The organism is Epilithonimonas hispanica, from assembly GCF_003385395.1.
GTDB classification, from domain to species: domain Bacteria; phylum Bacteroidota; class Bacteroidia; order Flavobacteriales; family Weeksellaceae; genus Epilithonimonas; species Epilithonimonas hispanica.
On record NZ_QNUG01000005.1, the window covers coordinates 42922 to 55968 of the forward strand.

The window sequence follows — 13047 nt, forward strand, 5'->3', positions numbered from 1 at the left end:
AATTGTTCTTAAATTTATAAGCATCAAATTTAAGTAAAAATTAATAAGATATATTATGCAAAATTGGCGGGAATCGTACGATAAAGTTTTCGAAGAGATAAAGAATCTTTTGTCAGAATTATCAAAATCTGATACTTACGAAGATATTTTGATGAAGGAAAATGAAATCAATCAGTTGTATCAAAAATTTTCTTTTCTTAAAGTTTCTCAGAATTTTGAGTTTTCGTCAACCGAAATTGAACCTTTGCAAATTATTGAAAATCAATTAACAAAATCTGATTTAAATTTAATTTCTGTAGAAGATTTTGAAGAAGAAAATAAAGTGGCAGAAATTGTAGTTGAAGAAACCGAGGTTCACGATATTTTTGATGACGTTCCGGAAGTAGAAGAAGTTCATTCTTTTGAAGAAATTAATGCTCAAGAAGATTTGTTTGAAGAACCGGTTTTGGAAAATGAAGCTACAAGTGAAATCATTGAAGTTCAAAATGAAGAACAAATAGATGAAGTAATTTCTGAAATTTCGACTCCGCTTAATGTGGCAGAAGACATCATCAATGAATCCGAAGAAACAATTGAAACACAAACTCCTGAAGAAATTCTTTTAGAAGAAGCAACGGAGAAATTGGAACCGATGCAAGACAGTCAATTCTCTTTCGCAATGGAAAAAGAACAACCAATTGCTGAAGTTTCTAATGATGATTATGAAGCTAGATTAGCTGAAAAAGAAGCTAAACTGAAAGAACTTGAAGAAAACAGAAGAAAAATCGTTGAGTTTTCAGAAGAAAATACTCAGAAAGTTTATGAATCTCAAACTCAAGCAGAATCTCACGATAAGAAATTCAAATTGGCCAATATCAAAGGTTTGAAAATTGCAAAATCTTTGTTCGATGATGACCATTTGGAAGAGGAAGAAAAACCTGTTCCGGTTCAAACTTCGGGAAGTCTTCTAAAAAATAATGTGCCGACAGATTATATGGAAGCGCCGAAACCAAAACCGGAATTCAAGCTGGATTTGAATGATAGAATTGCTTTTTCTCAGTATTTATTTAATGGAAGCCAAAGTGAACTTAACCAAGTCGTTTCCATTCTGAATTCTTTCAATTCTCTGGAAAAAGCTAAGGAATTTTTAAGCGATATCTATTACGAGAGAGATTGGAAAAAGGTGGATAATTATGCACAGAGGCTTTGGACTTTGGTGGAAAATAGGTTTTTGTAGATGAGCGGTATTTTATATTTTGTTCCAACACCAGTTGGAAATCTGGAAGATATGACTTTCCGAGCTGTGAAAGTTCTGAAAGAAGTGGATTATATTTTGTGTGAAGATACAAGAACTTCTGGCGTTCTTCTAAAACATTACGAAATATCTAAACCTCTGAAATCCTATCATTTACATAACGAACATCAAGCTACACAAAAAGTGATTGATGACCTCAAAAATGGTCAAAACATTGCCATCATTACCGATGCAGGAACTCCGGGAATTTCAGACCCAGGTTATCTCTTGGCAAAAGCTTGTGCGGATGAAAATTTGGAAATGATTTGCCTTCCTGGCGCAACAGCGTTGATTCCAGCACTTGTAGTTTCAGGATTACCAAATAATGAGTTTCTTTTTGCCGGATTTCTTCCTCAAAAAAAAGGAAGACAAACTAAATTGAAACAATTGGCTGAAGAAAAAAAGACAATTGTTCTTTACGAAAGTCCGCATAAAATCAATACAACACTTGAACAGATCAAAGAGTTTTTTGGAGAAGAAACTAGAGCAAGTTTAAGTCGAGAGATTTCAAAAAAATTCGAGGAGACTAAAAGAGGAAAAATCAATGAGTTAATTGAATTCTCGAAAAGCAAAACTTTAAAGGGTGAAATTGTTCTGATTGTGAATAATGCATTATGAAAAATAGCAAACTAGATAGAGAAGAGCTAGAAGATTTGGATTATTCTTTTCAGGAATTTGAGAAGCAATACGGAATTCATTTTAATCAAGATGAATTAAATTCCATTGAAAATATTGAAGAATTAACAGAAGCCATTTCAAATAAATTTGATTATGAAAATTCTAGTGATTGTGCTAGTCAACAAGCTTTTTACAAATTGAGAAATGTTCTGGATAAATTGAATATTGGAAATCAAAATATTAAGCCTAGTACAGATTTGGCAGAATTAATTCCAAAAAATAATCGAATTCATAAAGTAAAAGAAATTGAAACCGAATTAGGATTCGAACTTAATGTTCTTCAGCCAAAAAATTGGATTTTTTATTCGGCAATTTTTTTGTGGATAGGAGTAATTTTATTGTTTTTTTTCCACTTCTTTTATGCCTTAATTTTAGCGATTTTTAATTATTATTTTTTTGGTTTTATATTTAAAAAGGGAAAGGAATTTAAAGTATCAACTGTTGAAGGACTCGTTAATAAAGTTGTTATGGAAAATTATTTTAGAGTTAGAAGAACTTCGAATACAATTAATAAAATTGAATTTAAAAAAGTAGTTTTAGAATGGTTTTCGGATAGAATGGATATGGATAAAGAAGAACTAAAATCTGCAAAATTCATTTAAAGTATTATTTTTGCCATATTAAAATTAGAAAACATTATAAAAATATATGGGATTACTACAAGGTAAAGTTGCAATTATCACTGGTGCAACGCGTGGAATCGGGAGAGGAATTGCTGAAGTTTTTGCCAAAGAAGGTGCAAAAATAGCATTCACTTATGCTGGTTCTGTTGAAAAAGCTAAAGAATTAGAATCGGAATTAAGCAAGATAACAGTAATCAAAGGATATCAATCAGATGCTTCGGATTATGATGCCGCTCAAAAGTTGGTTGAGGATGTATTGGCAGAATTCGGAACGATTGATATTTTGGTAAATAATGCAGGAATCACAAGAGATAACTTGATGTTGAGAATGTCAAAAGAAGATTGGGATACAATTATAAAAGTTAATTTGGATTCGGTTTTCAACTTGACAAAAGCGGTTATCAAACCAATGATGAAAGCAAAATCTGGTTCTATCATCAATATGACTTCTGTTGTAGGTGTAAAAGGAAATGCTGGACAAGCAAATTACGCTGCTTCAAAAGCTGGAGCAATTGGTTTTACTAAGTCTATTGCTTTGGAATTAGGCTCTAGAAATATCCGTTGCAACGCCATCGCACCAGGTTTCATCGAAACTGAAATGACAGCTGCTTTGGATGAAAAGACAGTTCAAGGCTGGAGAGATGGGATCCCAATGAAAAGAGGAGGACAACCAGCAGATGTTGCAAATGCGTGTGTTTTCTTCGCAAGTGAATTATCTTCTTATGTAACAGGTCAGGTTCTGAATGTTGACGGAGGAATGTTGACTTAACAAGTGTTTAACTTTCAGAGATATAAGGCTTTTGATTTATTCAGGAGCCTTTTTTTGTTTCAACCGGTGCTTTATTTTTACTGATTATAAACTGAAAACGAAGTAGGAATTTTTAGAAGTCAGGCTTTCGGGAACGTAGAATTAGTATTAATTTAGTAGTTCTAGAAAAGATTGTAATGAAAGTAGCACTGTTTATTCCCTGTTATATAGACCTTATTTACCCAAAAGTGGGAATAGCCACGCTGGAGCTCTTGGAGCGTTTAGGTGTAGAAGTCACTGTTCCGCTGCAGCAGACCTGTTGCGGTCAGCCCATGGCCAACGAGGGAGACCAGAAGCATTCCGTAAAGACGGAGACTCAGTTTTGCGAAAATTTCAACGATTTGGATTTTGATTATATCGTTGGCCCTGCAGGAAGCTGTGTAAAGCACGTCAAATTTCACATGGATGCCATCCCACAAACCGAAACCGTAAAAGAGATTCGCACAAAAACCATAGAACTGGTGGAGTTTCTGCATGATGTCCTCAAGATTGAGGATTTTCCCTGGGCAGATTTTCAGCATACAGTAGCCATTCACAATTCGTGCAGTTCCATCCGAGGTCTTCATGTAGCCTCCCGGTTTGAATGGCAAGAACCTTACTTTAATAAAACCGAAGATTTGCTGAAAAAAGTAGCGGGTGTAGATGTAAAAACCATAGACCGGCCAGAAGAATGCTGTGGCTTTGGAGGGACTTTCTGTGTTACCGATGAGGCTGTATCTTCCAAGATGGGGCAGGACAAAGTGGCAGACTACACTAGGCACGAGGTAGAATATGTGGTTTCCCCCGATATGTCTTGCCTGATGCATCAGGAAGGGATTGCCAAACGGGAAAAATCCGGGCTGAAATTTGTTCATATTGCTCAGGTTTTGAATAACGGACCTTTTTAAAAAAATCAAATGGGAAAAATAAACGTAGAAGATAATGCGCGCAAGTTCATCAAACAAGATGACGTGCACGAAGCGCAACACGATAAAAACCTCTGGAATGCCGTTATGAAACGCGGCACAGTGGCGTCGCAAATCCCGGAATGGGAAGAACTCCGTAATTTGGCGTCGCAGATCAAAGAACATACTTTGACCCATCTGGACCATTACATAGAGATGTTCGTCGAAAACGCAGAAAAAAATGGGATTACTGTCCATTTTGCAAAAGATGCTGATGAACATAATGCCATTGTCTATGATATTCTGCAGTCCAAAGGAGCCAAGAGGCTCATCAAAAGCAAATCGATGCTGCAGGAAGAATGTGGGATGACACCGTTTCTGGAAAAAAGAGGCATTGATGTTCTGGAAACCGATTTGGGCGAGCGTATTCAGCAGTTATCAGGCGAACGGCCAAGCCATATTGTAATGCCCGCCATCCAAAAAAATACAGAAGATATTGCCAAACTTTTCGCTGAAAAAATTGGGACTGATCCTAATAATGACGATCCAAGTTCTTTGACAGAAGCAATGAGGAACAATGCCCGTCCAAAATTTCTGGTAGCCGATGCAGGGATGACAGGTGCTAATTTTGCTGTTGCAAAAACGGGGACTTTTGTAGTTTGTACCAATGAGGGCAATGCAGATCTCACAGCAAGCCTTCCGCCACTTCACATCGCCAGTATTGGTATCGAAAAATTAGTCCCAAAAGTGGAAGATCTAGGGGTTTTTATAAGACTGTTGTCAAGAAGCGCATTAGGAACGCCAGCAACGCAATATACGTCGCATTTTTCCGGACCGCGGGAAGGTTCGGAGATGCACATTGTACTTACAGATAATGGCAGGAGCAAGCGTTTGTCCCTGGATAAATTTTGGCATTCCCTCAAATGCATCCGTTGTGGCGCGTGTATGAATACCTGCCCTGTCTACAGAAGAAGTGGTGGTTTGTCTTATGGTGCCACCTATTCCGGGCCTATCGGGATTATTTTGGATCCTACATTTGATGAAGATACTTATTCAGAATTGCCATTTCATTCATCGTTATGTGGCTCATGTACAGAGATTTGCCCGGTTCATATCGATATAGCCGATCAGATTATAGAATGGCGGAAAGTGATGATGGAGAAAAAGAAAACACCATTCGGAAGACGTTTGGCTTTTGCTGCTGCGGACATGCTTTTAGGCAATCCAAAAGCTTTTGAAAAGATGGAAAAAGCAGCTTACAATATGACGCACATTTTACCCAAATTCCTGTTGGATAACAGTGCACTAGACCCTTGGGTAGAAGACAGGGAATTGCCGGATATACAAAAAGAAACATTCCGCGACTGGTACAAAAAAAACAGGAAAGAAAATGACTAAAGAGCAATTACTTAGCAGCGTACGATCTAACCTGCAAAACCGAGAAAAAGTTGAATATCCACTAATTCCGGATTACAAAAAACCAGATGCGGATCTCAAGAAAAATTTTGAACAAAGTGCCAAAATAGCCGCCGTTGATGTTTACGATGTTTCATCTGTTGAGGAAGCACAGGCAATCATGTATAAAAAACTTCCCGATGCTAAGGTCACCTGCTCTGCAACACCTGAGTGGATTGGAAATCAGGATATAAAAGTGGAAAACCCTGCAGATCTCAATCATGTAGATTTGGGAATTTTCCGGGCCGAATTTGGTGTGGCGGAGATGGGCATGGTTTGGGTGACGGAAAAATCATTGGTTACCAATTCTTTGGGCTACCTGTCCCAGCATTTGGCCGTTCTGCTGGATCCCACCGACATTACGGAGAATATGCACACGGCTTATCAGAGGGTGCAGTTGCCGGCAGCGCATTATGGTTGTTTTGTTATGGGACCTTCTGCCACGGCGGACATCAATGCCGTTTTGGTGCACGGCGCCCAAGGAGCGCGCACCCTAACTTTATTTTTTCTCAAAAAACCAAGCTTATAGATGACCATAAACGGGAAACAATACAGCAACATCCTTCTGGTTTTTGCACTAGAATCTGAAGCGGGGAACCAATTTGATAACTATAATAAAATCTTTGTAGGAATAGGAAAAGTTAAGGCAACTTATAATCTTATAAAAGCCATTCAGAAAATTAAACCAGATTTGATCATTAATCTTGGAACGGCCGGAAGTACAACTTTTGACAGAGGTAGTGTTGTTAATTGCGGTCGTTTTATTCAGAGAGATATGGATGTCAGAGCGTTGGGTTTTCAGAAGTTTGAAACGCCACTTTCCGGCGAACCAATTCTTCTGGAATATGGATTAAATGTAGAAAATCTCCCCAACGGAATCTGCGGTTCCGGCGACCAGTTTGAAATGGAACATATCAATCCGGAATATAATGTCATCGATATGGAAGCTTTTGCCCTTGCGAAAGTTGCAGAATATGAAAAAATCGATTTTCTCTGTCTGAAATATATTTCTGACGGCGCAGACGGAAATGCAGCCGATGATTGGACGCAAGAGGTCAAAAAAGCATCGATTGCGTTGAGAAGAGAATTAGACAATCTTTAAATAATAAAAAAAGGAACTCAAAACTGAGTTCCTTTTCCTTTTTCATTAATATCTAAGTTTTATTTCAAACTCTCAAAACTACGCTTGATAAAATCTGTCAATTCTTTTCCTTTCAAAAGATTCTGAGATAATTTTGCCAAATCCAAAGCTTGATTAATCATCACATTTTTCTCTTCAACATTATCTTTTTTCAATAATTCCTCAGCGAAATTCGAATTAGAATTCACCACCAAATTATACATCTCCGGGAAACCGCCCATTGCGAACATTCCGCCACCGCCAGTTGCCTGCATATCTTTCATTCTTCTGAAAAATTCTGGCTGAGTCAACGTAAACGGTGCATCTGTAGAGTCCAAATCTTCTAATTGAACAGTGAACTTTGTATCATTAATCGATTCCTCGATTTTTTTCTTCAATGTTTCTTTATCCGAATCATTTAGTTTAGAAATCTTTGGCTCGTCTTTTTTGATTAAGTTATTGATGTGGTCTGCATCAACTCTTGCAAAAGAAACATTCTCTTTTGAAGATTCCAGTTTCTGAATCAAGTGCGGAACAATCGGAGAATCTAACAATAGAACTTCATAACCTTTCTCTTTCGCAGATTCTATATAGCTGTGCTGCTCGTCAGCATTATTAGCATAAAGAATTACAGTTTTCCCGTCTTTATCCGTTTGAGTTGGTTTGATTTTCTCAATCAATTCATTCCAAAGATAATAGTTGTTATCTGTCGTTGGATACAGCGCAAACTTGTCCGATTTTTCATAGAATTTATCTTCCGAAATCATTCCATACTCGATAACGATTTTGATATCATTCCATTTCTGATTGTAATCTTCACGGTTTTCATTGATTAACGAAACCATTTTGTCCGCCACTTTTTTCGTGATGTAAGAAGAGATTTTCTTCACTGAGCCATCAGCCTGCAAGTACGAACGGGAAACGTTCAAAGGAATATCCGGCGAATCAATAACTCCACGAAGCAGCATCAAGAAATCAGGAACAATTCCCTTAACCTCATCCGTTACAAAGACTTGATTTTGATAAAGCTGAATCTTATCTTTCTCAATATTAAGATTGTTCCCTAATTTCGGAAAGAACAGGATACCAGTCAGGTTAAAAGGATAATCCACATTCAGATGGATATGAAACAAAGGCTCCTCAAACTGCATTGGGTACAGCTCGTGGTAGAATTTTATATAATCTTCCTTAGTCAGATCGCTTGGCGCAATCGTCCACGCCGGGTTGGGGTTATTTATGATATTATCTATCTCAACTTCATCCGGTTTTGTACCTTCTGCAGCGCCTTCCGGCAAAGGCAACTGCTCTTTTTTGGTCCCGAATTTAATTGGGATTTGGTTGAATTTGTTATACTTTGTCAGAAGCTCACGGATTTTGAATTCTTCCAAAAACTCGGTAGAATCTTCTGCAATATGAAGGATAATTTCTGTCCCTCTTTCAGATTTTTCTGCATCTTCCAGCGTATATTCCGGGCTTCCGTCACAGATCCAACGTACGGCTTTTTCATCATCTTTATAAGATTTAGTCAAGATTTCCACTTTTTCCGCCACCATAAATGCCGAATAAAATCCAAGACCAAAATGTCCGATTATCCCCGCATCTTTTGCAGAATCTTTATATTTTTCAAGAAATTCCTCTGCTCCGGAAAACGCCACTTGGTTGATATATTTTTCAACTTCTTCGCCAGTCATCCCAATTCCCTGATCTTTGATAGTCAGCGTTTTCGCATCTTTATCAATTTTCACCTCGATGATTGGGTTGCCATATTCCACCTTTGCTTCACCTATTGTGGTGAGGTGTTTCAGTTTGGTTGTCGCATCTGTCGCGTTAGAAATCAGCTCACGAAGAAAAATCTCGTGGTCGCTGTAAAGAAACTTTTTAATCAGTGGAAAAATATTCTCCACCGATACATTAATACTTCCTGTTGCCATATTTATATTATTTTTTGTTTACAAAATTTTGAATTCGAAACTCAAAAAAAAGACCATCCAAAAATTAATGACAAATTGTCGCTTGATAAAACCACAAAAGACACAAAAGCTTTAATGCGTTCATTGCTAAGTTTTACGCCTTTGCGCACTTAAAAATATTTTCAATGAAGGAAATAATTCCTTGCGACCTTTGCGTTAAAAAAATACGTAGAAATGAATTTTTCAGCCTAAAAACTTTTGTGCCTTTTGTGGTTCACCACATTTTCAAAATTGATTACATTTACTTTCACAAGATAAAAGGAAAAATGCGCCACAAAATAAAAAACCAAAACCCTGATTTTAAGAATATTAAATTCAATTCTAATTCAGAAAATTACATTTTTGAAAAAGACGGTTTAGAACTAAAATCAAAATACAATGCAGAAGATGTAAAAAACGAAAGCATCAAAAATGGTTCAGCCGGAATTGCACCTTTTCTTCGAGGTCCATATTCTACAATGTATGTTCAGAAACCTTGGACCATTCGCCAATACGCAGGTTTTTCCACAGCAGAAGAATCGAATGCATTTTACAGAAGAAACCTACAAGCAGGACAAAAAGGATTGTCCGTTGCTTTTGATTTGGCAACACACAGAGGTTATGATTCCGACCACGCAAGAGTTGTTGGCGATGTTGGAAAAGCAGGTGTTGCGATTGATTCGGTTGAGGATATGAAAATCTTGTTCGACCAGATTCCATTGGATGAAATTTCGGTTTCAATGACTATGAATGGCGCAGTTTTACCGATTTTATCTTTTTACATTGTCGCTGCAGAAGAACAAGGTGTTTCTCAGGATAAATTATCTGGAACAATCCAGAATGACATTCTGAAAGAATTTATGGTCCGGAATACTTATATCTATCCGCCAACGCCATCAATGAAAATCATTGCTGATATTTTCGAATACACTTCCAAAAATATTCCGAAATTCAACTCGATTTCGATTTCCGGCTATCATATGCAGGAAGCTGGCGCAACTCCGGTTTTGGAGATGGCTTATACTTTAGCTGACGGTTTGGAATATGTTCGAACAGGAATCAAAGCCGGAATGAACGTAGATGATTTTGCTCCAAGATTATCCTTTTTCTGGGCCATCGGAATGAATCATTTTATGGAAATTGCCAAAATGCGCGCTGCACGTTATATTTGGGCAAATCTCCTAATACAATTCAATCCTCAGAATCAAAAATCCTTAGCTTTAAGAACTCATTCTCAGACTTCTGGTTGGAGTTTGACGGAACAAGAACCTTTCAATAATATCACAAGAACAGCAATTGAAGCGTTGTCTTCGGCTTTAGGAGGAACCCAGTCTTTACACACTAATGCTTTGGACGAAGCGATTGCTCTTCCAACAGATTATTCTGCAAAAATCGCAAGAAATACCCAAATCATTCTTCAGCAGGAAAGCGGAATCTGCGACGTTGTTGACCCAATGGGCGGAAGTCACTTAGTTGAATCATTAACTCAACAAATGATTGATGAAGCAATGAAATACATAGATGAGGTTGAAAAAGAAGGTGGAATGACAAAAGCCATCGAAGCGGTAATCCCGAAAATGAGAATCGAGGAAGCCGCAGCAAGAAAACAAGCAAAAATCGACAGCGGAGAAGAATTCATCATCGGGGTTAATTCCTTCAAATCCAATCTTAAACAAACCGATATCGACATTCTTGACATCGATAATACGGAGGTTCGTAGAAAACAAATCGAAAGATTAGACTCGATTAAGTCAAATCGTAATGCAGAATCTGTTGAAGAAATTTTAAATAAAATCCGCGAAACCGCGAAAACTGGCAACGGAAACCTTCTGGAACTTTCCATAGAAGCAGCAAGAAGAAGAGTAACTTTAGGCGAAATGAGTGATGCGATGGAAGAAAGTTTCGGGCGTTACAAAGCTAATATCAGAACCATATCAGGAGTTTACGCTATGAATGCAGGAAAAAACGAATACTTTGAAAAAGCTGTTTCTCTAAGCCAGAAATTTGAAGATGCGGAAGGAAGACGACCAAGAATTATGGTGGCAAAAATGGGACAAGATGGTCACGACAGAGGCGCAAAAGTAGTTGCAACGGCATTTGCAGATATGGGATTTGATGTCGATGTGGCTCCACTTTTCCAAACTCCGGAAGAAGTTGCGAAACAAGCGGTGGAAAATGACATCCATATTTTAGGTGTTTCTTCTTTAGCGGCAGGTCATAAAACACTCGTTCCGCAAGTTGTGGACGAACTGAAAAAACTCGGTGCAGACGATATCACCATTGTTGTTGGTGGTGTAATTCCCCAACAGGATTATGAGTTTTTATACGCTAATGGCGCAGATTTTATCTTCGGTCCCGGGACTAATTTGCCCAAATGTGCGGTTGACATTTTGGAGAAATTTTTAAACTAAAATTTTACGAGAAAATAAAATGTAGAATAAAAAATTTTAGATACTATTCAAAATCTATTTTTGGAACGGGAAAAATTAAAATTTAAACCTTGTTTTTTTTACATATGATGTTAAAACTAATTTAAAAAGAAGTTATTGATTTTTCGTAAATTTGCAAGTCTTTTAGATAAATCATCAATCTAACATTTAAATTATAATATGTTACCAAAAATAAATCCCCTTCAGACTTCCGCTTGGAAAGCTCTTGACCAGCAATTTGCAAACAACGATTTTGAACTTAGAACTTTGTTCCAGTACAATCCAAACCGTTTTCAGGAGTTTTCGTTAGAAACAGAAAACTATCTTTTTGATTATTCTAAGAATTTGGTTGATGCTAAAACTTTAGAATTATTGTTACAGTTGGCAGAAGAATCACAATTGAAGGAAGCAATTGGCAAAATGTTTTCTGGTGATAAAATCAATGAGACAGAAGATAGAGCGGTTCTTCACACGGCTTTGAGAGATTTTTCTGATAAAGAAATTTTGGTTGACGGCGAAAATATCAAACCTGCAATCAGAAAGGTTTTGGATCATATGAAAGCTTTTTCAGAATCTGTAATTTCTGGTTCTCACAAAGGTTTCACTGGCAAGGAAATCACGGATGTGGTGAATGTAGGAATCGGAGGTTCTGATCTTGGACCAGTAATGGTTTGCTCTGCATTGAAGCATTTTAAAACTAGACTTAATGTTCATTTCGTTTCCAATGTAGACGGAAATCATATGGCAGAAGTTGTTAAAGATCTTAATCCTGAAACAACTTTGTTTATTGTTGCCTCTAAGACTTTTACAACTCAGGAAACAATGACCAATGCCAATTCTGCAAAAGAATGGTTCTTGAAATCCGGTGCTAAAAATGAAGATGTTGCAAAACATTTCGTAGCATTATCAACTAATATTGAGGCGGTTAAAAAATTCGGAATTGCGGAAGAGAATATCTTCGAATTTTGGGATTGGGTTGGCGGTCGTTACTCGCTTTGGAGTGCAATCGGATTAAGTATTGTCTTGTCTGTTGGTTATGACAATTTCGAACAGTTATTGAAAGGAGCAAACGATACAGATGTTCATTTCCAAACTAAGGATTTTAAAGAGAACGTTCCTGTTTTGATGGGACTTTTAGGTGTTTGGTATCGTAATTTCTATGCGGCAGGAACTTATGCTATTTTACCTTATTCTCAATATTTGGATCGTTTTTCAGCTTACCTTCAACAAGGTGATATGGAAAGTAACGGGAAATCTGTTGATAGAAATGGCGAATTTGTAGAATACGAAACAGGACCAATCATTTGGGGAGAACCGGGAACTAATGGTCAACACGCTTTTTATCAATTAATTCATCAAGGAACAGAATTGATTCCTGCAGATTTCATCGCTTATGCTAAATCTTTAAATGAAGTTGGTGAACATCAGGATATCTTATTAGCGAATTATTTTGCACAAACAGAAGCTTTAGCATTTGGAAAAACAGAAGATGAAGTTTTTGCTGAATTAAAATCATCTGGCAAATCAGAAGAAGAAATCGAAAAGTTGTTGAACTATAAAATATTCGCTGGAAATACACCAACCAACTCTTTCTTGTTTAAGGAATTGACTCCATTTACATTAGGACAATTAATCGCTTTATACGAACACAAGATTTTTGTTCAAGGTGTGATTTGGAATATCTTTAGTTTTGACCAATTTGGTGTAGAATTAGGAAAAGTATTAGCGGGAAAAATCCTTCCAGAATTGGAAGCTGAAGATCAAGTTGAAACGCACGACAGTTCAACCAACGGTTTGATTAATTTTTATAAATCAAATCGATAAAATA

11 protein-coding genes are annotated in these 13047 nt (G+C 37.1%); 10 read left to right on the plus strand and 1 reads right to left on the minus strand.

Going from position 1 to position 13047, the window contains the following annotated elements:
- The first annotated feature begins 55 nt into the window (after positions 1-55).
- From DRF58_RS03110 to DRF58_RS03145, 8 genes are all read left to right on the plus strand, one after another.
- Positions 56-1216, plus strand: a complete 1161-nt coding sequence (locus DRF58_RS03110; RefSeq protein ID WP_116032726.1) for a hypothetical protein — start codon at positions 56-58, stop codon at positions 1214-1216.
- On the plus strand, positions 1217-1891 hold the full coding sequence (gene rsmI, locus DRF58_RS03115) for a 16S rRNA (cytidine(1402)-2'-O)-methyltransferase (protein ID WP_116032728.1): 675 nt from the start codon (positions 1217-1219) through the stop codon (positions 1889-1891).
- Positions 1888-2553, plus strand: coding sequence for a hypothetical protein (locus DRF58_RS03120; protein ID WP_116032731.1), 666 nt, complete (start codon positions 1888-1890; stop codon positions 2551-2553). The genes rsmI and DRF58_RS03120 overlap by 4 nt, the downstream gene beginning before the upstream one ends.
- Positions 2554-2599: 46 nt before the next feature.
- The gene (fabG, locus tag DRF58_RS03125; RefSeq protein ID WP_116032734.1) at positions 2600-3343 is read left to right on the plus strand and encodes a 3-oxoacyl-[acyl-carrier-protein] reductase; all 744 of its coding nucleotides are present in this window, start codon (positions 2600-2602) and stop codon (positions 3341-3343) included.
- Positions 3344-3519: 176 nt separating this feature from the next.
- Positions 3520-4269, plus strand: a complete 750-nt coding sequence (locus tag DRF58_RS03130) for a (Fe-S)-binding protein (protein ID WP_116032736.1) — start codon at positions 3520-3522, stop codon at positions 4267-4269.
- A gap of 105 nt (positions 4270-4374) precedes the next feature.
- Entirely contained in the window at positions 4375-5664 is a 1290-nt protein-coding gene (locus DRF58_RS03135; protein WP_245955355.1) for a lactate utilization protein B, read from the plus strand.
- Positions 5657-6250: a LutC/YkgG family protein gene (locus tag DRF58_RS03140; protein ID WP_116032742.1), complete on the plus strand. Its 594-nt coding sequence runs from the start codon at positions 5657-5659 to the stop codon at positions 6248-6250. The genes DRF58_RS03135 and DRF58_RS03140 overlap by 8 nt, the downstream gene beginning before the upstream one ends.
- Positions 6251-6823 carry a 5'-methylthioadenosine/S-adenosylhomocysteine nucleosidase family protein gene (locus tag DRF58_RS03145; RefSeq protein WP_116032743.1) on the plus strand — a complete coding sequence of 191 codons (573 nt, stop codon included), beginning with the start codon at positions 6251-6253 and terminating at the stop codon, positions 6821-6823.
- A 59-nt stretch (positions 6824-6882) separates the two neighbouring features.
- On the opposite strand, the gene htpG is transcribed toward DRF58_RS03145, so the two are convergent.
- On the minus strand, positions 6883-8772 hold the full coding sequence (htpG, locus tag DRF58_RS03150; RefSeq protein WP_116032746.1) for a molecular chaperone HtpG: 1890 nt from the start codon (positions 8770-8772) through the stop codon (positions 6883-6885).
- Positions 8773-9077: 305 nt separating this feature from the next.
- Between htpG and scpA the strand changes: the two genes are divergently transcribed.
- Positions 9078-11201, plus strand: coding sequence for a methylmalonyl-CoA mutase (scpA, locus tag DRF58_RS03155; protein ID WP_116032890.1), 2124 nt, complete (start codon positions 9078-9080; stop codon positions 11199-11201).
- A 198-nt stretch (positions 11202-11399) separates the two neighbouring features.
- Positions 11400-13043, plus strand: coding sequence for a glucose-6-phosphate isomerase (gene pgi / locus DRF58_RS03160; RefSeq protein WP_116032747.1), 1644 nt, complete (start codon positions 11400-11402; stop codon positions 13041-13043).
- The last annotated feature ends 4 nt before the right edge of the window (positions 13044-13047 follow it).

Coding starts and splice junctions, on each gene's coding strand:
- DRF58_RS03110 (WP_116032726.1), top strand. CDS start 56: ATGCAAAATTGGCGGGAATCGTACGATAAAGTTTTCGAAGAGATAAAG.
- rsmI (WP_116032728.1), top strand. CDS start 1,217: ATGAGCGGTATTTTATATTTTGTTCCAACACCAGTTGGAAATCTGGAA.
- DRF58_RS03120 (WP_116032731.1), top strand. CDS start 1,888: ATGAAAAATAGCAAACTAGATAGAGAAGAGCTAGAAGATTTGGATTAT.
- fabG (WP_116032734.1), top strand. CDS start 2,600: ATGGGATTACTACAAGGTAAAGTTGCAATTATCACTGGTGCAACGCGT.
- DRF58_RS03130 (WP_116032736.1), top strand. CDS start 3,520: ATGAAAGTAGCACTGTTTATTCCCTGTTATATAGACCTTATTTACCCA.
- DRF58_RS03135 (WP_245955355.1), top strand. CDS start 4,375: ATGAAACGCGGCACAGTGGCGTCGCAAATCCCGGAATGGGAAGAACTC.
- DRF58_RS03140 (WP_116032742.1), top strand. CDS start 5,657: ATGACTAAAGAGCAATTACTTAGCAGCGTACGATCTAACCTGCAAAAC.
- DRF58_RS03145 (WP_116032743.1), top strand. CDS start 6,251: ATGACCATAAACGGGAAACAATACAGCAACATCCTTCTGGTTTTTGCA.
- htpG (WP_116032746.1), bottom strand. CDS start 8,772: ATGGCAACAGGAAGTATTAATGTATCGGTGGAGAATATTTTTCCACTG.
- scpA (WP_116032890.1), top strand. CDS start 9,078: ATGCGCCACAAAATAAAAAACCAAAACCCTGATTTTAAGAATATTAAA.
- pgi (WP_116032747.1), top strand. CDS start 11,400: ATGTTACCAAAAATAAATCCCCTTCAGACTTCCGCTTGGAAAGCTCTT.